The organism is Blastococcus sp. TML/M2B (assembly GCF_016612865.1).
Lineage (GTDB): Bacteria > Actinomycetota > Actinomycetes > Mycobacteriales > Geodermatophilaceae > Blastococcus.
On record NZ_JAENZZ010000002.1, the window covers coordinates 1,585,864 to 1,610,022 of the forward strand.

The window sequence follows — 24,159 nt, forward strand, 5'->3', positions numbered from 1 at the left end:
TCGTCGTGCGGGTGGGGTGGTCCCGTCGCTCAGTCGGGCAGCTCGATCCGCTCGGTGCGGGTGTAGACGTTGCAGCCGTCGCCGCGGAGGAAGCCGACCAGGGTGATGCCGACCTCGCGGGCCAGCTCCACGGCCAGGGACGACGGCGCCGAGACCGCCGCGAGCACCGGGATGCCGGCCATCGCCGCCTTCTGGGTGAGCTCGAAGCTGGCCCGCCCGCTCACCATCAGCGCGTGCCCGGCCAGCGGCAGCCGGCCCTGGCGGACGCCGTCGCCGATCACCTTGTCCACCGCGTTGTGCCGGCCCACGTCCTCCCGCAGCGCCACCAGCCCGCCGTCGGCGGTGAACAGCCCCGCTGCGTGCAGCCCGCCGGTCTTGTCGAAGACCTCCTGCTCGGCGCGCAGCCGGTCCGGCAGCGCCAGCAGGGTCGCCAGCGGGAGCCGCACCTCGTCCGCGGCGACGTCGAACGCGGTCTTCGTGCGGATCGCGTCGATGCTCGCCTTGCCGCACACCCCGCACGAGCTGGACGTGTAGAAGTTCCGCTCCAGGCCGGTGTCCGGGACCGGGACGCCGGGCGCCAGGTCGACGTCCACCACGTTGTAGGTGTTGCGGCCGTCGGCGTCCACCGAGTCGCAGTACCGCAGCCCGGCGACGTCGTCCGGACCGCCGATGACGCCCTCGGTGGCCAGGAAGCCGTGCACCAGGTCGAAGTCGTCGCCGGGGGTGCGCATGGTCACCGCCAGCGGGGTGCCCGCCAGGCGGATCTCCAGCGGCTCCTCCGCGGCCACGGTGTCCGGTCGGGTGGTGCGCTGCGCGCCGCGGATGCGCAGCACCGGCGTCCGGCTGGTGACTCGTCCCACGGCAGCGACGGTACCCACGCCTCTACGGTGTCGCCGTGGACCAGCCGCCGCCCTACTCCGCCGTGGTCCTCGCCGGCGGCCGCGCGGCCCGGCTCGGAGGGCTGGCGAAGCCGCAGCTGGAGGTGGGCGGCCGCACGCTGCTGGGCACCGTCCTCGGGGCGGTCGCCGACGCGGAGCGGCGGGTGGTCGTCGGCCCGCCCCAGCCGGTGCCGGACGACGTCGTCGTCGTGCGCGAGGAACCGCCCGGCGGTGGGCCGGTCGCGGCGCTGCGCGCGGGCCCTGCCGGCGGTCGGCACCGACGTCGTCGCGCTGCTGGCCGGGGACCTGCCGTTCCTCGACGGCGGGCTCGTCACCGAGCTGCGCCGGGCCCTCGTCGGCGACGGCGTGCTCGTCGTCGACGACGGCGGTCGCGACCAGTACCTGCTCGGCGTGTGGCGCACCGGTGCCCTCCGAGCGGCGCTGGACGGGCCCGCCGACCCGACCTCGCTGCGCCGGCTGCTCGCGCCCCTGCGGGTGGACCGGCTGCGCCCGGTCGTGCCGCCGGGGTCCCCGCCCCCGTGGGTGGACTGCGACACACCCGCCGATCTGGCCCGGGCCCGGCAGGTAGCCGCCGAACGCCACGGGTAGGGGCCGGGCATGCGCATCCTCATCGCCGGGGCCCACGGGCAGGTCGCCCGCCGCCTCGGCCGTCTCCTCTCCGCCCGCGGCGACACCGTCGTGGGCGTCATCCGCAACCCCGACCACGCCGCCGACCTGGAGGCCGACGGCGTGCAGCCGGCGGTCCTCGACCTCGAGTCCGCGTCGGTCGACGAGCTCGCCACGGTCGCCCGCGACGCCGACGCGGTCGTCTTCGCCGCCGGCGCGGGCCCGGGCAGCGGCGAGGCGCGCAAGCACACCGTCGACCACGGCGCCGCCGTGCTCCTCGCCGACGCCGCCGAGCGGGCCGGGGTGCGCCGCTACCTCCTGCTCTCCTCCATGGGGGTCGAGCGGGCGCGCGAGGGCGCCCCGGAGGGCGTCGACCCGGTCATGGGGGTCTACCTCCAGGCCAAGCTTCGTGCCGAGGAGGCCGTCCTGCCGCGCGAGGCCCTGGCCACGACCGTCCTGCGCCCCGGCGGCCTCACCGACGACCCCGGCACCCGCCGGGTCACCCTCGGGCACGGCGTGGGCTACGGCAGCGTCCCCCGGGACGACGTCGCCGCGGTGATGGCCGCGCTGCTCGACGCCGGGCGCGACGGCGCGGTCGTCGAGCTCGTGGGCGGCGACACCCCGGTCGAGGAGGCCGTCGCCGCCCTGGCCTGAGTCAGGCGCGGCGGGCGCGGGTCAGCAGGGCGCGGTCGGCGAGCATGTCGTCGGGCGGGTAGTCGACGCGGACCAGCGTCAGCCCGCCCGCCGGCGCCACCGGCACCTCGCTGGCCCGCTCCTCGCGGGCGAGCAGGCCGGCCGGCCAGTCCGGGGCGCGCCGGCCCTCGCCGACCGTGGTCAGCGCCCCGACCAGGCTGCGCACCATCGAGTGGCAGAACGCGTCGGCCGAGGCCGCGATGGTGATCAGCTCGCCGTCCCGGGCGACGTCGAGGGCCAGCAGCGTGCGGATCGTCGTCGCGCCCTCGCGCCGGCGGCAGTAGGCGGCGAAGTCGTGCTCGCCCAGCAGCAGCGCCGCGGCCGCCACCATGGCGTCGGTGTCGAGGGTGCGCGGCCAGGCCACCGTGTCGGCCCGCCGGAGCGGCGACGGGCCCCCGTCGGCGTCGGTCAGCCGGTAGACGTAGTGCCGCCCCAGGGCGGCGAAGCGGGCGTCGAAGTCCGGGTGCGCCTCGGTCACCGCGCGCACGGCGATGTCGGGAGGCAGCACGCCGCGCAGCCGGCGGACCAGCCGCTCGCGCTGCTGCTCCCACAGCGCCCGCGGGACGTCGCAGTGCGCCACCTGACCGGTGGCGTGCACGCCGGCGTCCGTGCGCCCGGCCACGGTCAGCGCGACCGGCGTGCGCAGCACCGTCGACAGCGCCTCCTCCAGGTCGCCCTGCACGGTGCGCTGGGCGGGCTGGCGGGCCCAGCCGTGCAGGGCCGTCCCGTCGTAGCCGATGGCCAGACGGAGACGGACGAGCCCGCCACCGTGGTCGGTGGCGGGCTCGTCCGGGTGTTCGGTGTCCAGCGTGCGTCAGCGCGGGTCGGGAGCCGACTCGCCGCCGGGAGCGTGCAGGCTCGCGGTGGCCGCGTCGCCCTGCTCCGCAGCGTTGACCTCGGCGGCCGCCGCGTCGGCGAGCTCCGGGGAGACGTTGTCGCCCTCGACGACCACGCCGTTCTCAGCGGTCGGCTCGCGGTCGACGTCGCCGTCGTCCTGGCGCTCGCCGTCCGGGAGGTAGACGTCGGAGACGATCTCCTGGGCCTCGTCGGACCCGGAGGTGCCGCCGTTCACGCCCTCGGAGCTGGTCACTTGGCGCCGTCCGCGGAGACCTCGGCCTCGTCGGGGCTGTCCGCCGAGTCGGCGCTGTCCGCGCTGTCGGCCGAGTCCGCGCTGTCGGCGCTGTCGGCCGAGTCCGCGGACTCGTCGGCGGCGTCGACCGCGTCAGCGGTGACCTCGCCGGCGGCGGCAGCGGAGCCGGCACCGGTGGCGAACTGGGTGCCGCGGGCGCGCTCGGCCTCGCCGACGGCCTGCTGGGCCACGGTGAGCGCCTCGACGAGCTCGATGACGGCCATCGGGGCGTTGTCGCCCTTCCGCGGGCCGACCTTGGTGATGCGGGTGTAGCCACCCGGCCGGTTCGCGAAGCGCGGACCGATCTCGGCGAAGAGGGTGTGCACGACGTCCTTGTCGCGGATCGTCGTCATCACCTGGCGGCGAGCGTGCAGGTCGCCCCGCTTGGCGAAGGTCACCAGCTTCTCGGCCAGGGGACGCAGCCGCTTGGCCTTGGCCTCGGTGGTGGTGATCCGCCCGTGCTCGAACAGCGACGTGGCCATGTTGGCCAGCATCAGCCGCTGGTGCGCGGGGGATCCGCCGAGACGGGGACCCTTGGTGGGGGTGGGCATGTCGGTCCTTCCTCAGGCTGCCGGCCGGTGCGAGGGCGGCTGCGTTCCGTGGTGGTGCTGTCGTTGCTGGTCAGCGTGCCGGACCGGGGGCCCGGCCGGACGGCGGGGTCTCCCCCGCCGCCCGGTGCGGATCAGAGCTGCTCGGTCTCCTGGTAGGAGCCCTCGTCGTACTGGCCCTGCTGCTCGTAGCCAGGGACGAACTCGCCGGTGCCCTGGTAGGCGTCGGTCTCGTAGCCCTCGTCGTAGCTCTCGATCGAGGTGGGGATGAACCCGGGCGGGCTGTCCTTGAGGGCCAGACCCATCGCCGCGAGCTTCATCTTGACCTCGTCGATCGACTTCGCGCCGAAGTTGCGGATGTCGAGCAGGTCGGCCTCGGAGCGGGTGACGAGCTCACCGACGGTGTGCACGCCCTCGCGCTTGAGGCAGTTGTAGGACCGGACGGTGAGGTCCATGTCCTCGATCGGCATCGAGAAGTTCGCGATGTCGGCGGCCTCGGCCGGGCTCGGCCCGACCTCGATGCCCTCGGCGTCGATGTTCAGCTCGCGCAGCAGGCCGAACAGCTCCACCAGGGTCGACCCGGCGGACGCGATGGCGTCGCGGGGGGCGATGGAGGGCTTGGTCTCGACGTCGACCACGAGGCGGTCGAAGTCGGTGCGCTGCTCCACGCGGGTCGCCTCGACGGCGTAGGTGACCTTGAGGACCGGCGAGTAGATCGAGTCGACCGGGATCCGACCGATCTCCTGGCCGGGCTGCTTGTTCTGCGGGGCGGGCACGTAGCCGCGGCCGCGCTCGACGACGAGCTCGACCTCGAGGCGGCCCTTGCCGTTGAGGGTGGCGATGTGCAGGTCGGGGTTGTGCACCTCGACGCCGGCCGGCGGAGCGATGTCCGCGGCGGTCACCGCACCGGGGCCCTGCTTGCGCAGGTACATGGTCACCGGCTCGTCGGAGTCGGAGCTGACGACCAGGCCCTTGAGGTTCAGGATGAGCTCGGTGACGTCCTCCTTGACGCCCGGCACGGTGGTGAACTCGTGCAGGGTGCCCTCGATCCGGATGCTGGTGACAGCAGCGCCGGGGATCGACGACAGGAGGGTGCGGCGGAGCGAGTTGCCGAGGGTGTAGCCGAAGCCCGGCTCGAGCGGCTCGATGACGAACCGCGAGCGCTGCTCCGAGATGGTCTCCTCGGTGAGGGTGGGGCGCTGTGCGATGAGCATGGTGTCTCCTTGAGGTCCTCCGGCGACCGCCATATGACGCCGTGAGGGGGGGTGGTGCCGGCGGGGCGGACATCGGTCCGCCCGCCCCGCCGTCCTGCAGGGGCTCTTACTTGGAGTAGAGCTCCACGATCAGCTGCTCCTGGACCGGGGTGTCGATCACCTGGCGGGCCGGGATCGCGTGCACGAGGACGCGCAGCTGGCTGCTGATGACCTCGAGCCACGGGGGCACGGGGCGCTCGCCGGCGCGGGCCTGGGCCACCTCGAACGGCAGCATCGTGCGCGACTTCTCGGCCACCTCGATGATGTCGTTCTCGGTCACGCGGTACGACGGGATGTCGACCTTGCGGCCGTTCACCCGGATGTGGCCGTGGCGGACCAGCTGGCGGGCCATGTCGCGGGACTCGGCGAAGCCGGCCCGGTAGACCACGTTGTCCAGGCGCGACTCCAGGATCTGGAGGAGCACCTCGCCGGTCTTGCCGCTCTTGCGGTTGGCCTCTTCGTAGTAACCGCGGAACTGCTTCTCGAGCACGCCGTAGATGCGGCGGGCCTTCTGCTTCTCGCGGAGCTGGAGGAGGTACTCGCTGTCCTTGGTGCGGCCGCGGCCGTGCTCGCCCGGCGGGTAGGGCCGGATCTCGATCGGGCACTTCGCGGACTCGCACTTGCTGCCCTTGAGGAACAGCTTCATCTTCTCGCGCCTGCAGAGGCGGCAGTCGGCTCCGGTGTAACGGGCCACGTCAAATACTCCTAGATCGTCTCGTCAGTGACCGGTCAGACCCGGCGGCGCTTCTTGGGGCGGCAGCCGTTGTGCGGCTGCGGCGTCACGTCCTGGATCTGCCCGACCTCGAGGCCCGTGGCCTGCAGGGAGCGGATGGCCGTCTCGCGACCGGAGCCAGGGCCCTTCACGAAGACGTCGACCTTGCGCATGCCGTGCTCCTGCGCCTTGCGCGCGGCGTTCTCGGCAGCCATCTGCGCCGCGAACGGCGTGGACTTGCGCGAGCCCTTGAAGCCGACGTGGCCGGCGGAGGCCCAGCTGATCACGTTGCCGTTCAGGGTCGGTGATCGACACGATCGTGTTGTTGAACGTGCTCTTGATGTGCGCGGCGCCGTGGGCGACGTTCTTCTTCTCCTTGCGGCGGACCTTCTTGGCACCAGCCGCGGTGCGAGCCCTGGGAGGCATGTCTCTCCGGTTTCCTTCAGTTGTGGCCTGGGGTTGCTGCCTCGCGGCAGCACACGTGTCGCGCCATCGCTCCCGCCCTCACGGGTCGCTGCGACCGCACGTCGACGTGCTGTGGGTCAGCGGGCCTTCTTCTTGCCCGCGATGGTCTTGCGCGGGCCCTTGCTCGAGCGCGCGTTGGTCTTGGTGCGCTGACCGTGGACGGGGAGCCCACGACGGTGACGCAGCCCCTGGTAGCAACCGATCTCCACCTTGCGGCGGATGTCGGCGGCCACCTCGCGGCGGAGGTCACCCTCGACGCGGAAGTGCTCGTCGATGTAGTCGCGGAGCTTCAGCAGGTCCTCGTCGCCGAGGTCCTTGACGCGCAGGTCGGGGCTGACGCCCGTCGCGGCCAGGGTCTCCTTGGCGTGGGTCTTGCCGATGCCGTAGATGTAGGTCAGCGCGACCTCCAGCCGCTTCTCGCGGGGGAGGTCGACGCCTGCCAGTCGTGCCATGTTCTGGTACTCCCTCAGCCCTGGCGCTGCTTGTGCCGGGCGTTGTCGCAGATGACCATGACCCGGCCGTGCCGGCGGATCACCTTGCACTTGTCGCAGATCTTCTTCACCGACGGCTGGACCTTCACCGGTGCCGCCCCTCATTCCTCGATCGTGTGCCGGCCGCGTCTCTGCCGGAGGGCAGTCGCTGACCGAGCGGTTACTTGTAGCGGTAGACGATGCGACCGCGCGTCAGGTCGTAGGGCGAGAGCTCCACGACCACGCGGTCCTCGGGCAGGATGCGGATGTAGTGCTGACGCATCTTGCCGCTGATGTGGGCGAGCACCCGGTGCCCGTTCTGCAGTTCGACCCGGAACATCGCGTTGGGCAGCGGCTCGACGACGCGACCCTCGACCTCGATGGCCCCGTCCTTCTTCGCCATGCCCTACACGCACTCCTTGACTCGGTGGTACTGGTATCCCGCGCCGCCCGCCCACGGGGACACCCGGGACGACGGACTCGGTGATGTTGCAGAACAGGTGGTGCTGGCGCTCTCGCGAGGGCGCTCCCCGTCACGCGGCCACAGCACGACGAAAGAACGGCGCTAGCGCCACAGGGAATCGTACCTGACGACCGGCCGCTTCCCAACCGGCCCCCATGAGGGCTGCGCGACAGCCCCCCGGACGGATCAGGACCGGGGCGTGACCCCGAAGGGCGCGAGACCGGCGACGCCGCCGTCCTCGGCCGTCAGCACCCACGGGCCCTCGGGGGTGATCGCCACGGTGTGCTCGAAGTGCGCGGCCCGCGAGCCGTCCTTGGTGACGACGGTCCAGCCGTCGTCGAGCTCGACCGTCGCGGGGTCGCCGGTGGTCACCATGGGCTCGATCGCCAGCGCGAGCCCGGGGACGAGCTTGGGGCCGCGGCCCGCGCGGCCGTAGTTGAGCACGTGCGGGTCCTGGTGCATCTCGGTGCCGATGCCGTGCCCGCCGTAGTGGTCGACGATCCCGTAGGGGTGCTCGTGCGCGCGGATCGACTCCTCGACGGCGGCGCTGATGTCGGTCAGCCGCCCGCCGGCGATCGCCCGGGCCAGCCCCGCCCACATCGATCGCTCGGTCACCTCGATGAGCGCGGCGTCCTCGGGGGAGGCCTCCCCCACCGTCACCGTGACGGCGGAGTCGCTGTGCCAGCCGGCCAGGATCGCGCCGCAGTCGATGGAGATGTTGTCGCCCTCGGCGAGCTGCCGGTCCGGGTTCGGGATCCCGTGCACGACCTCGTCGTTGATCGACGCGCAGATGGTGCCGGTGAACCCGTGGTAGCCCAGGAAGTTCGGGACGGCACCCTTCGAGCGGATGTGGTCCTCGGCGACCGCGTCGAGCTCACCGGTGGTGACACCCGGCCGGACGGCGGCCTTGACCGCCGCCAGCGCACCGGCCGTCACGAGCCCGGAGGCGCGCATGAGCTCGATCTCCTGCGCGGTCTTGATCTGGATCATCCGTCCACTCCACTTCGCCAGCAGCGGCACCCGGGCCAGCAGTGCCTCGCGGCGGTCGCCGTGCACTGCCGGCCCGCCTCAGGCGCCGGCCGCGGCCGCGCCGGGGGCGGTGCCCTCGGGGTCGACGCCGAGCGCCCGCAGCGCCCGCGCCGTGACCTCGTCCACGGCACCGATCGCGTCGATGCGGGACAGCAGGCCCTCGTCGTCGTAGAACCCCGACAGCGGCGCGGTCTGTTCCCGGTAGACCTCCAGGCGGTGCCGGACCGTCTCGGGCTTGTCGTCGTCGCGCTGCACCATCTCGCCGTCGACGAGCATCCGCCGGCCGGAGAGCCGGCGGACCAGCTCCTCCTCCTCGACGACCAGTTCGAGCACGCGGTCCAGCCCGTGACCGAGCTCGGCCAGCGAGGCGGCCAGCTGCTCGGCCTGCGCGATCGTGCGCGGGAAGCCGTCGAGCAGGAACCCGTTGACGGCGTCGGGCTGGGCGAGGCGGTCCTTGACCATGGCCACGGTGATCTCGTCGGGGACGAGGTCACCGGCGTCCATGTAGACCTTGGCCTTCTGCCCCAGCTCGGTCTGCCCGCTGACGTTCGCGCGGAAGATGTCACCGGTGGAGATCGCCGGGACGGCGAGGCGCGCGGCGATGAACTCGGCCTGGGTGCCCTTGCCCGCTCCGGGCGGCCCCAGCAGGACGACGCGCACTACTTCAGGAACCCTTCGTAGCTGCGCTGGTTCAGTTGCGTCTCGATCTGCTTCACCGTCTCCAACCCCACTCCGACCATGATCAGCACTGCGGTCCCGCCGAACGGGAAGTTCTGGTTCTGCCCTTCCTGCGTCACGGCCAGGAAGAAGTTCGGCAGCACGGCCACGATCCCGAGGTAGAGCGCGCCCGGCAGCGTGATCCGCGACAGCACGTACTGCAGGTACTCCGCCGTCGGGCGGCCGGGCCGGATGCCGGGGATGAAGCCGCCGTAGCGCTTCATGTCGTCGGCCCGCTCCTCCGGGTTGAACGTGATCGACACGTAGAAGTACGTGAAGAAGACGATCAGCGCGAAGTACAGCGCGACGTGCACCGGGCTGCTCTGGTCGATGATGTAGTTCTCGAAGAACCGCCGGACCGAGCCCGTCTCGTCACCCTGGAGCTGGCTGATGAGCTGCGGCAGGTAGAGCAGGGACGAGGCGAAGATGACCGGGATGACGCCGGCCTGGTTCACCTTGAGCGGCAGGTAGGTCGAGGTGCCGCCGTACATGCGCCGGCCGACCATCCGCTTGGCGTACTGCACCGGGATGCGCCGCTGCGCCTGCTCGACGTAGACGACCGCGCCGATGATCAGGACGGCGAAGGCGCAGACGACGGTGAAGACCAGCCCGCCGCGGGTCTGCAGGATCGAGCCGCCCTCGGCCGGGATGCGGGCGGCGATCGAGGTGAAGATCAGCACGGACATGCCGTTGCCGATCCCCTTCTCGGTCAGCAGCTCGCCGAGCCACATGATCAGCGCGGTGCCGGCGGTGAGCGCGATGACGAGCACGACCGTCGTCCAGACCGAGTCGGACGGGATGATCGGCTCGGAGCACCCGGGGAACAGCTGGCCGCTGCGGGCCAGCGCGATGATCCCGGTGCTCTGCAGGACCGCCAGGGCGATCGTCAGGTAGCGGGTGTACTGGGTCAGCTTGGCCTGACCCGACTGCCCTTCCTTCTTCAGCTGCTCGAAGCGCGGGATGACCACGACCAGCAGCTGGACGATGATGCTCGCGGTGATGTACGGCATGATGCCGAGCGCGAACACCGACAGGCGCAGCAGTGCGCCACCGGAGAAGAGGTTGACCAGCGAGTAGATGTCCCGCTGCGACCCGTTCTGGGCGATCTCGAGGCAATTGTTGATCGCCTCCACCGACACCCCGGGACCGGGGACCTGGGCGCCCAGCCGGTACACGGCGATGATCGCCAGGGAGAACAGCAGCTTGCGCCGGAGGTCTGGCGTCCGGAACGCCGCGGCGAACGCCTGCAGCACGTGCCCTCCCCTTCTCGGTCGGTCGAGGTTAGCAATCGGCCCGCCCCGCACTGGTGCAGGGGCGGGCCGAATGGTGGCACCCGGCAGGACCCGCCGCGAGCGCACTCGCGGCGGGTGCCGGGGACCGGTCAGATGCGGGTGGTGCTGCCCCCGGCCGCGCCGATCTTCTCGGCCGCGGCCGAGGAGAAGGCGTGGGCCTGGACGTCGACCTTGACACCGCCGAGCTCGCCGGTGCCGAGGACCTTCACCGGCTGGTTGCGGCGGACCGCACCCACCTCGGCGAGGGTCTCCGGGGTGACCGGGCCACCCTGCGGGAACAGCGCCGCGATCCGGTCGAGGTTGACGACCTGGAAGACGACCTTGTTCGGGGACTTGAAGCCCGAGAGCTTGGGCAGCCGCATGTGCAGCGGGGTCTGCCCACCCTCGAACCGGGCGGAGGTGTTGCCGCGCGCCCCGGTGCCCTTGGTGCCGCGACCGGCCGTCTTGCCCTTGGAGCCCTCACCGCGACCCACGCGGGTCTTGGCGGTGTGGGCGCCCGGGGCCGGACGCAGGTGGTGGACCTTCAGAGTCATAGCGAGTCTTTCCTCAGACCTCTTCGACGGTGACCAGGTGCGGCACCGTCGCGACCATCCCGCGGATCTCGGGACGGTCCTCCTGGACGACCGAGTCGTGGATCCGCTTGAGCCCCAGCGAACGCAGCGTCTGGCGCTGGTTCGGCTTGGTACCGATCGACGACTTGATCTGGGTGACCTTCAGCTGCGCCATCTCAGACTCCCTGGCCCGCACGGGCACGGAGCATGGCCGCCGGGGCGACGTCCTCCAGCGGCAGACCGCGGCGGGCCGCGATCTCCTCGGGACGGACGAGGTCCTTCAGCGCCTGCATCGTGGCGTGCACGATGTTGATCGGGTTCGAGGACCCGAGGCTCTTGGAGAGCACGTCGTGGATGCCGGCGCACTCGAGGACGGCGCGCACCGGACCACCGGCGATGACACCGGTACCGGGGCTGGCCGGCTTGAGCAGCACGACGCCGGCCGCCGCCTCACCCTGCACGGGGTGCGGGATGGTGCTGGCGATGCGAGGCACCTTGTAGAAGTGCTTCTTGGCCTCCTCGACGCCCTTGGCGATCGCCGCGGGCACCTCCTTGGCCTTGCCGTAGCCGACGCCCACGGTGCCGTCACCGTCGCCCACGATCACCAGGGCGGTGAAGCTGAAGCGCCGACCACCCTTGACGACCTTGGACACGCGGTTGATGGCGACCACGCGCTCGATGTAGTTGCTCTTCTCGGCGGGCGCGCCACCGGGGCCCCGGCCGCCGTCACGACGGTCACGGCGGTCGTTGCCACCGGCACCGCCGGCACCGCCGGCGCCGCCGCCGCGTCGCTGTGGTCCTGGCATCAGACGTCCCTCTCGATCTGCTCGCTCGTGCTGCTGGTGTGGGTGGTCATCAGAAGTCCAGCCCACCCTCGCGGGCACCCTCGGCCAGGGCGGCGATCCGCCCGGCGTACCGGTTGCCACCGCGGTCGAAGACGACCGCCGTGATGCCCGCGGTCTTCGCCCGCTCCGCCACCAGGGCGCCCACCTGACGGGCCAGGGCGGACTTGTCGCCCTCGGCACCGCGCAGGCCGGCGTCCATCGTGGAGGCGCTGACCAGCGTGCGGCCGACGGTGTCGTCGACCACCTGCACGTGGATGTGGCGCGAGCTGCGCTTGACCACCAGGCGCGGACGCTCGGCGGTGCCGGAGACGCGCTTGCGCAGCCGGTTGTGGCGACGCAGCCGCGAGACGCGGCGCGCCGTGCTGACGTCGGTTCCGACGGGCTTGTGGACCCGAGCGGCCTTCTCTGCCTGAGCCATCACTTACCCGTCTTCCCGACCTTGCGCTTGACGACCTCGCCCTGGTACCGCACGCCCTTGCCCTTGTACGGGTCGGGCTTGCGGATCTTGCGGATCTTGGCTGCGACCTCACCGACGAGCTGCTTGTCGATACCGCTGACCCGCAGGCGGGTCGGGGTCTCGACGGCGAAGGTGATGCCGTCCGGTGCCTTGACCGGCACCGGGTGGCTGAAGCCCAGGGCGAACTCGAGGTCCGAGCCGCGCGCCTGGACGCGGTAGCCGACGCCGACGATCTCGAGGGTCTTCGTGTAGCCCTCGGTGACGCCGGTGATCATGTTGGCGATGAGCGTCCGCGAGAGCCCGTGCAGGGCGCGGTTCTGCCGCTCGTCGTTGGGGCGCTGCACCCGCAGCGTGCCGTCCTCGTCGCGCTCGACGGTGATCGGCGCGGCGACCGTGTGGCGGAGTTCGCCCTTGGGCCCCTTCACGCTGACCGTCTGACCGTCGATGGCGACGTCCACGCCACCGGGCACGGCGATCGGGAGTCGTCCGATCCGTGACATCTTCGCTCGCTCCCTTACCAGACGTAGGCGAGGACTTCCCCACCCACGCCCTTCTTGTTCGCCTGCTTGTCGGTGAGCAGCCCGGTGGACGTGGAGATGATCGCCACGCCCAGGCCGCCGAGCACCTTGGGCAGCGCGGTCGACTTCGCGTAGACGCGGAGCCCCGGCTTCGAGACGCGACGGACACCGGCGATGCTGCGCTCGCGGTTCGGGCCGTACTTCAGGTCGACGACGAGCTGCTTGAAGGTGCTGCCGTCCTTCTCGACGTCGTCGACGCGCCAGCCGGCGATGTAGCCCTCCTGCTGGAGGATCTCCGCGATGTGCGTCTTCAGCTTCGACGACGGCATGGCCGCGCTGTCGTGGTACGCCTGGTTGGCGTTCCGCAGACGCGTCAGCATGTCCGCGATCGGGTCGGTCATGGTCATGACGTGTGGTGCCTCTCTCGCCGCGGTTCCTCATGCGCCGGGTCGCGATGACTTGGCGCGTGGGCCTTTCGGCGATCGGTGGTGCCTGGGTTGTCTGGCCCGGGTGGGCCGGTGGTGCGGCCTGCCGGCTAGCGGCGGGCGGGGGTGGAGCAGGTCACCAGCTGGACTTCTTCACGCCCGGGAGCTCCCCGGCGTGCGCCATCTCCCGCAGGCAGATCCGGCAGAGGCCGAACTTGCGGAAGACCGCGTGCGGACGACCGCACCGCTGGCAGCGGGTGTAGCCACGGACCGCGAACTTGGGCTTGCGGGCCGCCTTGTTGATCAGCGCCTTCTTGGCCATTGCTTCTCTCCTGCCCGACTCAGCGGACGGTCGTGACGACGGGCTGGCCGGCGAAGGGGAAGCCGAGCTGGCGGAGCAGCTCGCGGCCCTCCTCGTCGGTCGTGGCGGTGGTGACGAGCGTGATGTCCATGCCGCGCGGGCGGTCGATCTTGTCGACGTCGATCTCGCGGAACATGGACTGCTCGTTCAGCCCGAACGTGTAGTTGCCGTGGCCGTCGAACTGCTTGGCGTTCAGGCCGCGGAAGTCACGGATGCGGGGCAGGGCGAGCGAGAGCAGGCGGTCGAGGAACTCCCACATGCGGTCGCCGCGGAGGGTGACCTTCGCGCCGATCGGCATGCCCTCGCGCAGCTTGAACTGGGCGATGGACTTGCGGGCCCGGACGACGGCCGGCTTCTGGCCGGTGATGGCGGTGAGGTCGCGGACCGCGCCGTCCATCAGCTTGGCGTCGCGGGTGGCCTCGCCGACGCCCATGTTGACGACGATCTTCGTCAGGCGCGGGATCTGCATGACGTTGTCGTAGCCGAACTCGCTCTGGAGCGTCGGGGCGATGTTCTCGCGGTAGTTGGCGAGCATGCGGGGCAGCTCGCGGCTGGGTGCGCTCATGTTCAGAGGTCCTTACCGGTGCGCCGCGAGACCCGGATGTTGCGGCCTTCCTCGTCCTTGCGGTAACCGACCCGGGTCGGCTTGTCCTCGGAGTCGATCACCATCACGTTGCTCACGTGGATGGGAGCCTCCTGCGTGACGATCCCGCCCTGCTGGGCGCCGCGCTGGTTGGAGCTGATGCGGGTGTGCTTCTTGACCCGCCCCACGCCCTCGACCAGGACCTTCTGGAGCTTGGGGTAGGCGGCGATGACGCGGCCCTTGGCACCCTTGTCCCGGCCCGCGAGGACCAGGACGGTGTCGCCCTTCTTCACCTTCATCGACGGCGTCTTGCCGTTGTTGATGGCAGCCATGATCACAGCACCTCCGGGGCGAGCGAGATGATCCGCATGAAGCGCTTGTCGCGCAGCTCCCGGCCCACGGGCCCGAAGATGCGGGTTCCGCGCGGGTCGCCGCTGTCGCGGATGATGACCGCGGCGTTCTCGTCGAACCGGATGTAGGAACCGTCCGGACGACGGCGCTCCTTCACGGTGCGGACGATGACGGCCTTGACGACGTCACCCTTCTTCACACCGGCACCCGGCAGCGCGTCCTTCACGGTGGCGACGATGATGTCGCCGATGCCCGCGTAGCGTCGCCCCGAGCCGCCGAGCACCCGGATGCAGAGGATCTCCTTCGCACCGGTGTTGTCGGCGACGCGCAGTCGCGACTCCTGCTGGATCACGTGCTACTCCCAAACACTTGTGGTGACAGCCGGGCCGAGACGGTGAACCGGCTGTCCGATACCGCGTGCGGACGCACCGGCGGCGCGAGCCACCGGTGCGTCCGAACCACGGGTACCGGGATGCGGCGCGCGAGCCGCAGAGCGGTGAGATGCGCGCCGATGGTCCAGGGTACTCCTACCCGCTGCGGCCCCGGGGGGCCGCCTCTTACTTGGCCTTCTCGATGACCTGGACGACGCGCCACCGCTTGGTGGCCGACAGCGGCCGGGTCTCCATGATCTGCACGCGGTCGCCGATGCCGGCGAGGCCCTGCTCGTCGTGGACCTTGAGCTTGTTCGTGCGGCGGATGACCTTGCCGTAGAGGGCGTGCTTCACGCGGTCCTCCACCTCGACGACGATGGTCTTCTCCATCTTGTCGTCTCTGACCACCAGGCCCTCACGGACCTTGCGGTAGCCGCGGCCGGCCAGGCCGGGGCCCGACGCTCCCTGGGTCTCGCTCATGCCACACCCTCGTTCGGGGCGACCGAGAGACCCAGCTCGCGCTCGCGCATGATCGTGTAGATCCGGGCGATGTCGCGGCGGACGGTCTGCAGTCGCCGGTTGTTGTCCAGCTGGCCGGTGGCCACCTGGAACCGCAGGTTGAACAGTTCTTCCTTCGACTCACGCAGCCGCGAGGCGAGCTCGTCGGCGGAGAGCTCGCGCAGCTCGGGAGCGGTCAGACCGGCGGCCATCACACTTCTCCTTCTCGCGTGATGAAGCGGCACTTCATCGGCAGCTTGTGGATCGCGCGCCGCATGGCCTCGCGGGCCACGGGCTCGGCGACACCGGACAGCTCGAACAGGACGCGGCCGGGCTTGACGTTGGCCACCCACCACTCGGGCGAACCCTTACCGGAACCCATGCGGGTCTCGGCGGGCTTCTTGGTCAGCGGACGGTCCGGGTAGATCGAGATCCACACCTTTCCGCCACGCTTGATGTGCCGGGTCATCGCGATACGCGCGGACTCGATCTGGCGGTTGGTCACGTAGGCCGGCTCGAGAGCCTGGATCGCGAACTCACCGAAGTTGATCTCGGTGCCGCCCTTGGCCCGGCCGGAACGGCTCGGGTGGTGCTGCTTGCGGTGCTTGACGCGCCGTGGGATGAGCATGGCTCAGCTCTCCGTGTTCTCGGTCGCCTGGGCCGCGGTGGTCTCGGCGGCAGCGGTGGCCTCCGGGCCGGCGACCTCGGCGACGGTCGTCTCCGGAGCGACGTCCCCGGAGGTGACGGCGACGGTGCTCTCGGTGGTCTCGGGGGCGGGCCCGGTCGAGGACTCCACCGCGGCGCGGCCGGCCTCGGTGCCACCGGCGGTGGTGCCCGAGGAACCCGAGCGGCGCGGGCGCTGGGGGCGCTCGCGGCGCTGGCCCTGACGGGCGGCGAGGGCCTCGAGGGCCTCGCGCTCGGCACGCGAGCCGCTGACGTCACCCTTGTAGATCCACACCTTGACGCCGATGCGGCCGAAGGTGGTGCGGGCCTCGTAGATGCCGTAGTCGATGTTCGCGCGCAGCGTGTGCAGCGGGACGCGACCCTCGCGGTAGAACTCCGAGCGGCTCATCTCGGTGCCGCCGAGGCGACCCGAGCACTGCACGCGGATGCCCTTGACCTGCGGGCTGCGCTGCGCCGACTGCATCGCCTTGCGCATGGCGCGGCGGAAGCTGACCCGGCTGGAGAGCTGCTCGGCGACGCCCTGGGCGACCAGCTGCGCGTCCGACTCGGGGTTCTTGACCTCGAGGATGTTCAGCTGCACCTGCTTGCCGGTGAGCTTCTCGAGCTCGCCGCGGATGCGGTCGGCCTCGGCGCCGCGGCGGCCGATGACGATGCCCGGGCGGGCGGTGTGGATGTCGACGCGGACCCGGTCACGGGTGCGCTCGATCTCCACCTTGGAGATGCCGGCCCGCTCCATGCCCTTGGACATGAGCTTGCGGATCGCGACGTCTTCCTTGACGTAGTCCTTGTACAGCTTGTCCGCGTACCACCGGGACTTGTAGTCGGTGGTGATCCCGAGTCGGAACCCGTGCGGGTTGACCTTCTGACCCACTAGCGGGTCCCTCCCCTCGTGTTGCTGCCGGACTGCTGGGTCGCCGGGCCGACCATGCCGGTCTCCCGGCGGGCCTTGCGCGACTTCTGGGCCAGCTCGGCGCTGGTCGCGACCTCGCTCACCTCGATGGTGATGTGGCTGGTCCGCTTGTTGATGCGGAACGCCCGGCCCTGCGCACGCGGACGGATCCGCTTGAGCGTCGGGCCCTCGTCGACGTAGGCGGCGCTGACGACCAGCGCGGCCGGGTCGAGCTGCAGGTTGTGCTCCGCGTTGGCCACGGCGCTGGCGACCACCTTGGCCACCGTCTCACTGGCGCTCTGCGGGGCGTAGCGCAGCAGCGCCAGCGCCTCGTCGGTGGGCAGGTAGCGGACCATGTCCACCACCCGCCGGGCCTTCATGGGGGTCACGCGGACGAACCGGGCCGTAGCCCGGGCGACCGGCGCCTCCTGTCCCAACTGGGAAGTCATCTGAATCTCTCTCTACCTGGTCAGCCCCGCCGCGAGCGGCGGTCGTCCTTGATGTGCCCACGGAACGTGCGCGTGGGGGCGAACTCGCCGAGCTTGTGCCCGACCATCGCCTCGGTCACGAACACCGGGACGTGCTTGCGGCCGTCGTGCACCGCGAGGGTGTGACCCAGCATGTCGGGGATGATCGTCGAGCGGCGTGACCAGGTACGGATCACGTTCTTGGTGCCCTTCTCGTTCTGCGCGTCCACCTTCTTGAGGAGGTGGTCGTCGACGAACGGGCCCTTCTTCAGACTGCGAGGCATTCGGCTCTCCTTTACCGCCGGTTACCCGGGCTCAGCGCTTCTTGTTGGCGCGCCGGCGGCGCACGATCAGGGCGTCACTGGCCTTGCGCTTGCGCGTGCGGCCCTCCGGCTTGCCCTTGGGGTTCACCGGGTGACGACCACCGGAGGTCTTGCCCTCACCACCACCGTGCGGGTGGTCCACCGGGTTCATGGCGACACCGCGGACGGTCGGGCGCTTGCCCTTCCACCGCATGCGGCCGGCCTTGCCCCAGTTGATGTTCGACTGCTCGGCGTTGCCCACCTCGCCGACGGTGGCGCGGCAGCGCACGTCGACGTTGCGGATCTCGCCCGACGGCATGCGCAGCTGGGCGAACCGGCCCTCACGGGCGACCAGCTGGACGCTGGTACCCGCCGACCGGGCGATCTTCGCGCCGCCACCGGGGCGGAGCTCGATGGCGTGAACCACCGTGCCGACCGGGATGTTCCGCAGCGGCAGGTTGTTGCCCGGCTTGATGTCGGCCGCGGGGCCGCACTCGACCGTGTCGCCCTGCTTGAGCTTCGCCGGCGCGATGATGTAGCGCTTCTCGCCGTCCGCGAAGTGCAGCAGCGCGATGCGAGACGTGCGGTTCGGGTCGTACTCGATGTGCGCGACCTTGGCGGGCACGCCGTCCTTGTCCGCCCGGCGGAAGTCGATCAGCCGGTAGGCGCGCTTGTGCCCACCACCCTGGTGGCGCGCGGTGACCTTGCCGTGGACGTTGCGTCCACCGCGGCCGTGCAGCGGCCGGACCAGCGACTTCTCGGGATGGTCGCGGGTGACCTCGGCGAAGTCGGCGACGCTGGAGCCGCGGCGGCCCGGCGTCGTCGGCTTGTACTTACGGATAGCCATTGCTGACTCAGTCCCTGTCTCTATCTCTGGTCCGTGAGGGCCGGGGTGGTGGGGTGGGCGGGTCGCCTACCTCAGGCGCCCGGTCCCCCGAAGATCTCGATGCGGTCACCGGGAGCGACGGAGACGATGGCGCGCTTGGTGTCCTTGCGCTTCCCCATCTGCGTGCCACGGCTGCGCTTGCGCTTGCCCTGACGGTTGATCGTGTTCACGCCCAGGACCTTCACGTTGAAGATCTGCTCGACCGCGATCTTGATCTGCGTCTTGTTGGCCTCGGGCAGCACGATGAACGTGTACTGGTTGCTGTCGAGCAGCCCGTAGCTCTTCTCGGAGATGACCGGGGAGAGCAGGACGTCCCGGGGGTCGCGGACGCTCATGCCTTCTCCTCGGTGGTCTCTTCGACGGTGCCCGCGCCGGCGGCGGGGGCGATGGACGGGACGCCACCGGGGATCTCGCGGGTGGCGAGGTCGGGCAGGTCGGCGCCGGAGCGCTTCCCCTTGGTGGGCCCGGCGACGTACTCGGCCAGGGCGGTCTCGGTGAAGACCACCTCGTCGGCGACGAGCACGTCATAGGTGTTCAGCTGGCCGGCCTCGATGAGGTGCACCTGCGGCAGGTTGCGCAGGCTCACCCAGTTGAGGACGTCGTCGTGGTCGAGCACGACGAGGACCTTCTTGGCCGAGGTGATCGCGTTGAGCGTCGCCATGGCGGCCTTGGTCATTCGGGGCGTCGCCGTCGACGAACGCCGACACGACGTGGACCCGGCCCTCGCGCGCCCGGTCGGAGAGGGCACCGCGGAGAGCGGCGGCCTTCATCTTCTTGGGCGTCTTCTTGGTGTAGTCGCGCGGCACGGGGCCGTGGGCGATGCCACCACCGGAGAACTGCGGCGCGCGCAGCGAACCCTGACGGGCCCGACCGGTGCCCTTCTGGCGGTACGGCTTGGCGCCGGTGCCGCTGACCTGGGCGCGGGTCTTGGTCGAGTGGGTGCCCTGGCGGGCCGCGGCGAGCTGCGCCACGACGACCTGGTGCATCAGGGAGACGTTGGCGTCGGCGTCGAAGAGGGCGCCGGGCAGCGTGACGCTGCCCGAGGTCTCGCCGGCCGGCGTGCGGACGTCGACCTGGCGGTCGGTGCGCGTCTCGATGGACTGGCTCACTTGGTGTCACTCCCCACGGGACCGCCCTTGACGGCCGAACGAACGAGCACGAGCCCGCCCTTCGGGCCGGGGATGGCGCCCTTGATCAGCAGCAGACCGCGCTCGGCGTCCACCTTGTGCACGACCAGCGACAGCGTCGTCGTCTTCACGTGGCCCATGCGGCCGGCCATCTTCAGGCCCTTGAACACGCGACCGGGGGTCGACGCGCCACCGATGGAGCCCGGCGACCGGTGCTTGCGCTGCACGCCGTGCCCGGCGCCCAGTCCCTTGAAGCCGTGACGCTTCATGACACCGGCGGTGCCCTTGCCCTTGCTGGTGCCGATGACGTCGACCTTGGCCACGCCGTCGAAGACCTCGGTGGTCAGCTCCTGGCCGACCGTGTACTCACCGGCGTCCGCCGTGCGGAGTTCCACCAGGTGCCGCCGCGGCGTCACGCCCGCCTTGGTGAAGTGCCCGCCCTCGGGACGGTTCACCTTGCGCGGGTCGATCTCGCCGAACCCGAGCTGGAGGGCCGAGTAGCCGTCCACCTCGGGGGTGCGGACCTGGGTCACCACACAGGGGCCCGCCTTGACGACGGTCACCGGCACGAGGCGGTTGTTCTCGTCGAAGACCTGGGTCATCCCCAGCTTCTCGCCGAGGAGACCACGAAATGTGCTCGCCATGTCTGCTGACTGCCCTTACTGGATGTTGACGTCGACCGAGGCCGGCAGGTCGATGCGCATGAGCGCGTCCACCGTCTTCGGCGTCGGGTCGAGGATGTCGATGAGCCGCTTGTGCGTGCGCATCTCGAAGTGCTCGAACGAGTCCTTGTACTTGTGCGGCGAACGGATCACCGCGTACACGTTCTTCTCCGTCGGCAGCGGCACCGGGCCGACCACTCGCGCTCCGGTCTTGGTGACCGTCTCCACGATGCGTCGCGCCGAGGCATCGATCGCCTCGTGGTCGTAGGCCTTCAGCCGGATGCGGATCTTCTGTCCCGCCATCGCTGTCTTCTGCTCCTGCCGATCGGTTGTGAAAGTTCGAGTGGGTCTGCTGACCCGAGCTGGGTCGAAGCGACCCGGGGTGGTGCGCGGCGGCCGGTTGCCGGCCGCCGCGCACCGGGGGTGTTACTTGAGGATCTTGGTGACCCGGCCGGCGCCCACGGTCCGACCACCCTCACGGATGGCGAACTTGAGGCCCTCCTCCATGGCGATGGGCTGGATGAGCTCCACCGTCATCTCGGTGTTGTCGCCGGGCATGACCATCTCCGTGCCCGAGGGCAGGGTGACCACACCGGTGACGTCCGTCGTCCGGAAGTAGAACTGGGGACGGTAGTTGTTGAAGAACGGCGTGTGACGGCCACCCTCGTCCTTCGAGAGGATGTAGACCGAGCCCTCGAAGTTGGTGTGCGGGGTGATCGAGCCGGGCTTCACGACGACCTGGCCACGCTCCACGTCCTCGCGCTTGATGCCGCGGAGGAGCAGACCGACGTTGTCACCGGCCTGGCCCTGGTCGAGCAGCTTGCGGAACATCTCGACGCCGGTGACCGTGGTCTTGGTCGAGTTCTCGCGGATGCCGACGATCTCGATCTCCTCGGAGACCTTGACGATGCCACGCTCGACGCGGCCGGTGACGACCGTGCCACGACCGGTGATGGTGAAGACGTCCTCGACGGGCATGAGGAACGGCTTGTCGATGTCGCGCTCCGGCTCCGGGATCGCGGTGTCGACGGCGTTCATCAGCTCCATGAGCTTGTCGCCCCACTCGGCGTCGCCCTCGAGGGCCTTCAGCGCCGAGACGCGGACCACGGGGACGTCGTCGCCCGGGAACTCGTACTCGCTGAGGAGCTCGCGGACCTCGAGCTCGACGAGCTCCAGGATCTCCTCGTCGTCCACCATGTCGGCCTTGTTCAGGGCCACCACGATGTAGGGGACGCCGACCTGGCGGGCGAGGAGGACGTGCTCCTTGGTCTGCGGCATCGGGCCGTCGGTCGCCGCGACCACCAGGATCGCGCCGTCCATCTGGGCAGCGCCGGTGATCATGTTCTTGATGTAGTCGGCGTGACCGGGGCAGTCGACGTGCGCGTAGTGACGGTTCTCCGTCTGGTACTCGACGTGCGCGATCGAGATCGTGATGCCGCGGGCCTTCTCCTCGGGCGCCTTGTCGATCTGGTCGAAGGCGGACGCCTCGTTGAGGTCCGGGTACTTGTCGTGCAGGACCTTGGTGATCGCCGCGGTGAGCGTCGTCTTCCCGTGGTCGATGTGCCCGATGGTGCCGATGTTGACGTGCGGCTTGGTCCGCTCGAACTTGGCCTTGGCCACTGGGTTCCTCTCCTCGTGGTTACGCAGGTGGTGCGTGCTCTGGGGGTGGGGCTGTTGCTGGGGGGAGCGCGGGCCGGCCGGCCCGCATTCCGTTACTCGCCGGTCGCCTTGGCGATGATCTCCTTGGCGACGTTGGCCGGGACCTCGGCGTACGAGTCGAAGACCATCGAGTAGCTCGCCCGTCCCTGGGTGCGGCTGCGCAGGTCGCCCACGTAGCCGAACATCTCCGACAGCGGGACCAGGGCCCGGACGACGCGGGCGCCGGAGCGCTCCTCCATCGCCTGGATGGTGCCGCGGCGGGAGTTGAGGTCGCCGATGACGTCACCCATGTTGTCCTCGGGCGTGGTCACCTCGACCGCCATCAGCGGCTCCAGCAGGGCCGGGCTGGCCTTGCGCGCCGCCTCCTTGAAGGCGATCGAACCGGCGATCTTGAAGGCCATCTCCGAGGAGTCGACCTCGTGGTACTGGCCATCCAGCAGCAGCGCCTTGACGCCCACCATCGGGTAGCCGGCCAGCACGCCGTACTGCATGGCGTCCTGCATGCCCTGGTCGACCGAGGGGATGTACTCCTTCGGGATGCGACCACCGGTGACCTTGTTCTCGAACTCGTAGGTCGCCGAGTCGGCGCTCATCTCGAGCGGCTCGAGGGCGATCTGCACCTTCGCGAACTGGCCGGAACCACCGGTCTGCTTCTTGTGCGTGTAGTCGTAGCGCTCGACGCCCTTGCGGATCGTCTCGCGGTAGGCGACCTGCGGCTTGCCGACGTTGGCCTCGACGTTGAACTCGCGGCGCATGCGGTCGACGAGGATCTCCAGGTGGAGCTCGCCCATGCCGGAGATGACCGTCTGACCGGTCTCCTCGTCCAGCTTGACCTGGAAGGTCGGGTCCTCCTCGGCCAGCTTCTGGATGGCCGTGCCCAGCTTCTCCTGGTCGCTCTTGGTCTTCGGCTCGATGGCGACCGAGATGACCGGAGCGGGGAAGCTCATCGACTCCAGGATGACCGGCTTCTGCGGGTCGCAGAGGGTGTCACCCGTCGTCGTCTGCTTGAGGCCGTTGACCGCCACGATCTGGCCGGCGCCCACGCCCTCGCGCTCCTCGCGCTTGTTCGCGTGCATCTGGTAGATCTTGCCGATCCGCTCCTTGCGGTCCTTGGTGCTGTTGAGCACCGCGGTCCCCGCGTCGAGCCGGCCCGAGTACACGCGGACGTAGGTCAGCTTGCCCAGGTGCTGGTCGGTCTGGATCTTGAACGCCAGCGCGGAGAACGGCTCGTCCTCGTCGGCGTGGCGCAGGACCTCGGTCTCGCCGTCCAGCGCGGTGCCGACGATCGCCTCGATGTCCAGCGGGCTGGGCAGGTAGTCGACCACCGCGTCGAGCAGGGGCTGCACGCCCTTGTTCTTGAACGCGGTGCCGGTGAGGACCGGGTTGACCTGGCCGCCGATGGTGGCCTTGCGGATGGCCGCCTTGAGGCGGTCGACCGCGATCTCCTCGCCGCCGAGGTAGTCCTCCATCAGCGAGTCGTCGAAGTCGGCGATGTTCTCGAGCAGCTTCTCGCGGTACTCGGCGGCCTGGTCGGCGAGCTCGGCGGGGATCTCCTCGACGGCGTAGTCCTCGCCCATCTTGGTCTCACCGCGCCAGGTGAGCGCGCGCATCTCGACCAGGTCGACGACGCCGATGAAGTCCGACTCGGCACCGATCGGCAGCTGGAGCACCAGCGGGTTGGCGCCGAGGCGGTCGACCATCATGTCGACGCAGCGGAAGAAGTCCGCGCCGGTGCGGTCGAGCTTGTTGACGAAGCACATGCGCGGGACGCCGTACTTCTCGGCCTGCCGCCACACCTGCTCGGTCTGCGGCTCGACGCCGGCGACACCGTCGTAGACCGCGACCGCACCGTCGAGCACGCGGAGCGAGCGCTCCACCTCGACGGTGAAGTCGACGTGCCCGGGGGTGTCGATGATGTTGATGTCGTGGCCGTTCCAGGAGCACTTCGTCGCGGCGGACGTGATGGTGATGCCGCGCTCCTGCTCCTGCTCCATCCAGTCCATCGTGGCCGCGCCGTCGTGGACCTCACCGATCTTGTACGTGATACCGGTGTAGAAGAGGATGCGCTCGGTGGTGGTGGTCTTGCCGGCGTCGATGTGCGCCATGATCCCGATGTTGCGGGTCTTGCGGAGCTGGGCCTCGTTGCTGGCCATTTCTTCTCCTCGTGGTTCAGGTCCGTGTGCGGGTGCCGGGGCGACGACCTCGTGAGCGCGTCCCGGGAGTCCCGCCGACGGCGGGCGCTGGTGC

At 70.4% G+C, this 24,159-nt stretch carries 36 protein-coding genes and 4 pseudogenes; 3 read left to right on the forward strand and 37 right to left on the reverse strand.

All coding sequences use genetic code 11. The features are described from left to right. Positions 1-29: 29 nt before the first annotated feature. Complete coding sequence (gene fdhD, locus JKP75_RS23030; protein WP_200490230.1) at positions 30-860, reverse strand: formate dehydrogenase accessory sulfurtransferase FdhD; 831 nt, start codon at positions 858-860, stop codon at positions 30-32. Positions 861-922: 62 nt separating this feature from the next. On the opposite strand from fdhD, the pseudogene JKP75_RS24735 reads away from it, so the two are divergent. From JKP75_RS24735 to JKP75_RS16145, 3 genes and pseudogenes are all read left to right on the forward strand, one after another. Beyond that, a pseudogene (locus JKP75_RS24735) lies at positions 923-1,051 on the forward strand (NTP transferase domain-containing protein); the annotation flags it as partial. A gap of 58 nt (positions 1,052-1,109) precedes the next feature. Beyond that, the gene (locus JKP75_RS24100) at positions 1,110-1,487 is read left to right on the forward strand and encodes a molybdenum cofactor guanylyltransferase (RefSeq protein ID WP_242473353.1); all 378 of its coding nucleotides are present in this window, start codon (positions 1,110-1,112) and stop codon (positions 1,485-1,487) included. A gap of 9 nt (positions 1,488-1,496) precedes the next feature. Then, positions 1,497-2,159, forward strand: coding sequence for an SDR family oxidoreductase (locus JKP75_RS16145; protein ID WP_200490228.1), 663 nt, complete (start codon positions 1,497-1,499; stop codon positions 2,157-2,159). A gap of 1 nt (position 2,160) precedes the next feature. Here the strand turns inward: JKP75_RS16145 and truA are convergent, their stop codons facing one another. From truA to fusA, 36 genes and pseudogenes are all read right to left on the reverse strand, one after another. Beyond that, entirely contained in the window at positions 2,161-3,006 is an 846-nt protein-coding gene (gene truA / locus JKP75_RS16150) for a tRNA pseudouridine(38-40) synthase TruA (RefSeq protein WP_200491326.1), read from the reverse strand. Between the two features lie 6 nt (positions 3,007-3,012). After that, entirely contained in the window at positions 3,013-3,288 is a 276-nt protein-coding gene (locus JKP75_RS16155) for a hypothetical protein (RefSeq protein ID WP_200490227.1), read from the reverse strand. A 242-nt stretch (positions 3,289-3,530) separates the two neighbouring features. Continuing rightward, positions 3,531-3,878 (reverse strand): annotated as a pseudogene (rplQ, locus tag JKP75_RS21760) (50S ribosomal protein L17); the annotation flags it as partial. Positions 3,879-4,009: 131 nt separating this feature from the next. Then, a complete protein-coding gene (locus tag JKP75_RS16165; protein ID WP_200490225.1) occupies positions 4,010-5,089 on the reverse strand; it encodes a DNA-directed RNA polymerase subunit alpha in 1,080 nt (359 codons plus the stop codon). Positions 5,090-5,195: 106 nt separating this feature from the next. Beyond that, the gene (rpsD, locus tag JKP75_RS16170; protein WP_200490224.1) at positions 5,196-5,822 is read right to left on the reverse strand and encodes a 30S ribosomal protein S4; all 627 of its coding nucleotides are present in this window, start codon (positions 5,820-5,822) and stop codon (positions 5,196-5,198) included. A 35-nt stretch (positions 5,823-5,857) separates the two neighbouring features. Beyond that, positions 5,858-6,266, reverse strand: a pseudogene (gene rpsK / locus JKP75_RS16175) (30S ribosomal protein S11). Positions 6,267-6,382: 116 nt separating this feature from the next. Further along, positions 6,383-6,757 (reverse strand): 30S ribosomal protein S13, encoded by a 375-nt coding sequence (rpsM, locus tag JKP75_RS16180; protein ID WP_091770117.1) that lies wholly within the window; start codon positions 6,755-6,757, stop codon positions 6,383-6,385. A gap of 14 nt (positions 6,758-6,771) precedes the next feature. After that, positions 6,772-6,885, reverse strand: a complete 114-nt coding sequence (rpmJ, locus tag JKP75_RS16185; RefSeq protein WP_012950458.1) for a 50S ribosomal protein L36 — start codon at positions 6,883-6,885, stop codon at positions 6,772-6,774. Positions 6,886-6,956: 71 nt separating this feature from the next. Further along, on the reverse strand, positions 6,957-7,178 hold the full coding sequence (gene infA, locus JKP75_RS16190; RefSeq protein ID WP_012950459.1) for a translation initiation factor IF-1: 222 nt from the start codon (positions 7,176-7,178) through the stop codon (positions 6,957-6,959). 246 nt (positions 7,179-7,424) lie between these two features. Next, positions 7,425-8,294 (reverse strand): type I methionyl aminopeptidase, encoded by an 870-nt coding sequence (map, locus tag JKP75_RS16195; RefSeq protein WP_309229915.1) that lies wholly within the window; start codon positions 8,292-8,294, stop codon positions 7,425-7,427. A 12-nt stretch (positions 8,295-8,306) separates the two neighbouring features. Continuing rightward, positions 8,307-8,927, reverse strand: coding sequence for an adenylate kinase (locus tag JKP75_RS16200; protein WP_200490219.1), 621 nt, complete (start codon positions 8,925-8,927; stop codon positions 8,307-8,309). Next, on the reverse strand, positions 8,927-10,237 hold the full coding sequence (gene secY / locus JKP75_RS16205; protein ID WP_200493239.1) for a preprotein translocase subunit SecY: 1,311 nt from the start codon (positions 10,235-10,237) through the stop codon (positions 8,927-8,929). The genes JKP75_RS16200 and secY overlap by 1 nt, the downstream gene beginning before the upstream one ends. A 128-nt stretch (positions 10,238-10,365) precedes the next feature. Beyond that, positions 10,366-10,803, reverse strand: coding sequence for a 50S ribosomal protein L15 (gene rplO, locus JKP75_RS16210; RefSeq protein WP_375335645.1), 438 nt, complete (start codon positions 10,801-10,803; stop codon positions 10,366-10,368). Positions 10,804-10,822: 19 nt separating this feature from the next. Beyond that, entirely contained in the window at positions 10,823-11,002 is a 180-nt protein-coding gene (gene rpmD, locus JKP75_RS16215; RefSeq protein WP_200490215.1) for a 50S ribosomal protein L30, read from the reverse strand. Between the two features lies 1 nt (position 11,003). Then, a complete protein-coding gene (gene rpsE / locus JKP75_RS16220) occupies positions 11,004-11,633 on the reverse strand; it encodes a 30S ribosomal protein S5 (RefSeq protein WP_200490213.1) in 630 nt (209 codons plus the stop codon). Positions 11,634-11,682: 49 nt separating this feature from the next. After that, a complete protein-coding gene (rplR, locus tag JKP75_RS16225) occupies positions 11,683-12,090 on the reverse strand; it encodes a 50S ribosomal protein L18 (protein ID WP_200490211.1) in 408 nt (135 codons plus the stop codon). Continuing rightward, a complete protein-coding gene (gene rplF / locus JKP75_RS16230) occupies positions 12,090-12,629 on the reverse strand; it encodes a 50S ribosomal protein L6 (protein WP_200490209.1) in 540 nt (179 codons plus the stop codon). Before rplF ends, rplR begins: the two co-directional genes overlap by 1 nt. Before the next feature lie 14 nt (positions 12,630-12,643). Beyond that, a complete protein-coding gene (gene rpsH, locus JKP75_RS16235) occupies positions 12,644-13,054 on the reverse strand; it encodes a 30S ribosomal protein S8 (protein ID WP_200490207.1) in 411 nt (136 codons plus the stop codon). 154 nt (positions 13,055-13,208) lie between these two features. Continuing rightward, complete coding sequence (locus JKP75_RS16240) at positions 13,209-13,394, reverse strand: type Z 30S ribosomal protein S14 (protein WP_040338541.1); 186 nt, start codon at positions 13,392-13,394, stop codon at positions 13,209-13,211. A gap of 19 nt (positions 13,395-13,413) precedes the next feature. Further along, positions 13,414-13,968, reverse strand: a complete 555-nt coding sequence (gene rplE, locus JKP75_RS16245) for a 50S ribosomal protein L5 (RefSeq protein WP_242471648.1) — start codon at positions 13,966-13,968, stop codon at positions 13,414-13,416. 32 nt (positions 13,969-14,000) lie between these two features. After that, on the reverse strand, positions 14,001-14,315 hold the full coding sequence (gene rplX / locus JKP75_RS16250; protein WP_091982735.1) for a 50S ribosomal protein L24: 315 nt from the start codon (positions 14,313-14,315) through the stop codon (positions 14,001-14,003). A gap of 35 nt (positions 14,316-14,350) precedes the next feature. After that, the gene (rplN, locus tag JKP75_RS16255) at positions 14,351-14,719 is read right to left on the reverse strand and encodes a 50S ribosomal protein L14 (RefSeq protein WP_091770139.1); all 369 of its coding nucleotides are present in this window, start codon (positions 14,717-14,719) and stop codon (positions 14,351-14,353) included. Positions 14,720-14,924: 205 nt separating this feature from the next. After that, positions 14,925-15,218 (reverse strand): 30S ribosomal protein S17, encoded by a 294-nt coding sequence (gene rpsQ / locus JKP75_RS16260; protein ID WP_200493244.1) that lies wholly within the window; start codon positions 15,216-15,218, stop codon positions 14,925-14,927. Then, positions 15,215-15,448 (reverse strand): 50S ribosomal protein L29, encoded by a 234-nt coding sequence (gene rpmC / locus JKP75_RS16265; RefSeq protein ID WP_097194642.1) that lies wholly within the window; start codon positions 15,446-15,448, stop codon positions 15,215-15,217. Before rpmC ends, rpsQ begins: the two co-directional genes overlap by 4 nt. Further along, entirely contained in the window at positions 15,448-15,864 is a 417-nt protein-coding gene (gene rplP / locus JKP75_RS16270) for a 50S ribosomal protein L16 (RefSeq protein WP_104523783.1), read from the reverse strand. The genes rpmC and rplP overlap by 1 nt, the downstream gene beginning before the upstream one ends. Positions 15,865-15,867: 3 nt before the next feature. Continuing rightward, on the reverse strand, positions 15,868-16,791 hold the full coding sequence (rpsC, locus tag JKP75_RS16275; protein WP_200490204.1) for a 30S ribosomal protein S3: 924 nt from the start codon (positions 16,789-16,791) through the stop codon (positions 15,868-15,870). Between the two features lie 113 nt (positions 16,792-16,904). Next, positions 16,905-17,258, reverse strand: a pseudogene (gene rplV, locus JKP75_RS16280) (50S ribosomal protein L22); the annotation flags it as partial. A 20-nt stretch (positions 17,259-17,278) separates the two neighbouring features. Continuing rightward, positions 17,279-17,560 (reverse strand): 30S ribosomal protein S19, encoded by a 282-nt coding sequence (rpsS, locus tag JKP75_RS16285; protein WP_029340037.1) that lies wholly within the window; start codon positions 17,558-17,560, stop codon positions 17,279-17,281. Positions 17,561-17,591: 31 nt separating this feature from the next. Continuing rightward, the gene (gene rplB, locus JKP75_RS16290) at positions 17,592-18,425 is read right to left on the reverse strand and encodes a 50S ribosomal protein L2 (protein WP_200493245.1); all 834 of its coding nucleotides are present in this window, start codon (positions 18,423-18,425) and stop codon (positions 17,592-17,594) included. Between the two features lie 71 nt (positions 18,426-18,496). Continuing rightward, positions 18,497-18,799 carry a 50S ribosomal protein L23 gene (gene rplW / locus JKP75_RS16295; RefSeq protein WP_091770151.1) on the reverse strand — a complete coding sequence of 101 codons (303 nt, stop codon included), beginning with the start codon at positions 18,797-18,799 and terminating at the stop codon, positions 18,497-18,499. Then, positions 18,796-19,107, reverse strand: a complete 312-nt coding sequence (rplD, locus tag JKP75_RS21765) for a 50S ribosomal protein L4 (RefSeq protein WP_309230016.1) — start codon at positions 19,105-19,107, stop codon at positions 18,796-18,798. The genes rplW and rplD (JKP75_RS21765) overlap by 4 nt, the downstream gene beginning before the upstream one ends. Continuing rightward, positions 18,989-19,573 (reverse strand): 50S ribosomal protein L4, encoded by a 585-nt coding sequence (gene rplD, locus JKP75_RS24105; RefSeq protein ID WP_309229916.1) that lies wholly within the window; start codon positions 19,571-19,573, stop codon positions 18,989-18,991. Before rplD (JKP75_RS24105) ends, rplD (JKP75_RS21765) begins: the two co-directional genes overlap by 119 nt. Continuing rightward, positions 19,570-20,235, reverse strand: a complete 666-nt coding sequence (gene rplC / locus JKP75_RS16305) for a 50S ribosomal protein L3 (RefSeq protein ID WP_200493246.1) — start codon at positions 20,233-20,235, stop codon at positions 19,570-19,572. Before rplC ends, rplD (JKP75_RS24105) begins: the two co-directional genes overlap by 4 nt. Positions 20,236-20,250: 15 nt before the next feature. Then, on the reverse strand, positions 20,251-20,556 hold the full coding sequence (rpsJ, locus tag JKP75_RS16310; RefSeq protein WP_014377994.1) for a 30S ribosomal protein S10: 306 nt from the start codon (positions 20,554-20,556) through the stop codon (positions 20,251-20,253). Between the two features lie 123 nt (positions 20,557-20,679). Beyond that, positions 20,680-21,873, reverse strand: a complete 1,194-nt coding sequence (gene tuf / locus JKP75_RS16315; protein WP_200490201.1) for an elongation factor Tu — start codon at positions 21,871-21,873, stop codon at positions 20,680-20,682. Between the two features lie 92 nt (positions 21,874-21,965). Beyond that, positions 21,966-24,065 carry an elongation factor G gene (fusA, locus tag JKP75_RS16320; RefSeq protein WP_200490200.1) on the reverse strand — a complete coding sequence of 700 codons (2,100 nt, stop codon included), beginning with the start codon at positions 24,063-24,065 and terminating at the stop codon, positions 21,966-21,968. Positions 24,066-24,159 lie beyond the last annotated feature (94 nt).

Bases quoted from the DNA above. Each gene is read 5' to 3' on its own strand.
- JKP75_RS16145 (WP_200490228.1), top strand. From the start codon at position 1,497: ATGCGCATCCTCATCGCCGGGGCCCACGGGCAGGTCGCCCGCCGCCTC.
- JKP75_RS16165 (WP_200490225.1), bottom strand. From the start codon at position 5,089: ATGCTCATCGCACAGCGCCCCACCCTCACCGAGGAGACCATCTCGGAG.
- rpsM (WP_091770117.1), bottom strand. From the start codon at position 6,757: ATGGCACGACTGGCAGGCGTCGACCTCCCCCGCGAGAAGCGGCTGGAG.
- infA (WP_012950459.1), bottom strand. From the start codon at position 7,178: ATGGCGAAGAAGGACGGGGCCATCGAGGTCGAGGGTCGCGTCGTCGAG.
- rpmD (WP_200490215.1), bottom strand. From the start codon at position 11,002: ATGGCGCAGCTGAAGGTCACCCAGATCAAGTCGTCGATCGGTACCAAG.
- rpsE (WP_200490213.1), bottom strand. From the start codon at position 11,633: ATGCCAGGACCACAGCGACGCGGCGGCGGCGCCGGCGGTGCCGGCGGT.
- rplR (WP_200490211.1), bottom strand. From the start codon at position 12,090: ATGGCTCAGGCAGAGAAGGCCGCTCGGGTCCACAAGCCCGTCGGAACC.
- rplF (WP_200490209.1), bottom strand. From the start codon at position 12,629: ATGTCACGGATCGGACGACTCCCGATCGCCGTGCCCGGTGGCGTGGAC.
- rpsH (WP_200490207.1), bottom strand. From the start codon at position 13,054: ATGACCATGACCGACCCGATCGCGGACATGCTGACGCGTCTGCGGAAC.
- JKP75_RS16240 (WP_040338541.1), bottom strand. From the start codon at position 13,394: ATGGCCAAGAAGGCGCTGATCAACAAGGCGGCCCGCAAGCCCAAGTTC.
- rplE (WP_242471648.1), bottom strand. From the start codon at position 13,968: ATGCTCGCCAACTACCGCGAGAACATCGCCCCGACGCTCCAGAGCGAG.
- rplX (WP_091982735.1), bottom strand. From the start codon at position 14,315: ATGAAGGTGAAGAAGGGCGACACCGTCCTGGTCCTCGCGGGCCGGGAC.
- rpsQ (WP_200493244.1), bottom strand. From the start codon at position 15,218: ATGAGCGAGACCCAGGGAGCGTCGGGCCCCGGCCTGGCCGGCCGCGGC.
- rpmC (WP_097194642.1), bottom strand. From the start codon at position 15,448: ATGGCCGCCGGTCTGACCGCTCCCGAGCTGCGCGAGCTCTCCGCCGAC.
- rplP (WP_104523783.1), bottom strand. From the start codon at position 15,864: ATGCTCATCCCACGGCGCGTCAAGCACCGCAAGCAGCACCACCCGAGC.
- rpsS (WP_029340037.1), bottom strand. From the start codon at position 17,560: ATGCCTCGCAGTCTGAAGAAGGGCCCGTTCGTCGACGACCACCTCCTC.
- rplB (WP_200493245.1), bottom strand. From the start codon at position 18,425: ATGGCTATCCGTAAGTACAAGCCGACGACGCCGGGCCGCCGCGGCTCC.
- rplW (WP_091770151.1), bottom strand. From the start codon at position 18,799: ATGAGCGTCCGCGACCCCCGGGACGTCCTGCTCTCCCCGGTCATCTCC.
- rplC (WP_200493246.1), bottom strand. From the start codon at position 20,235: ATGGCGAGCACATTTCGTGGTCTCCTCGGCGAGAAGCTGGGGATGACC.
- rpsJ (WP_014377994.1), bottom strand. From the start codon at position 20,556: ATGGCGGGACAGAAGATCCGCATCCGGCTGAAGGCCTACGACCACGAG.
- fusA (WP_200490200.1), bottom strand. From the start codon at position 24,065: ATGGCCAGCAACGAGGCCCAGCTCCGCAAGACCCGCAACATCGGGATC.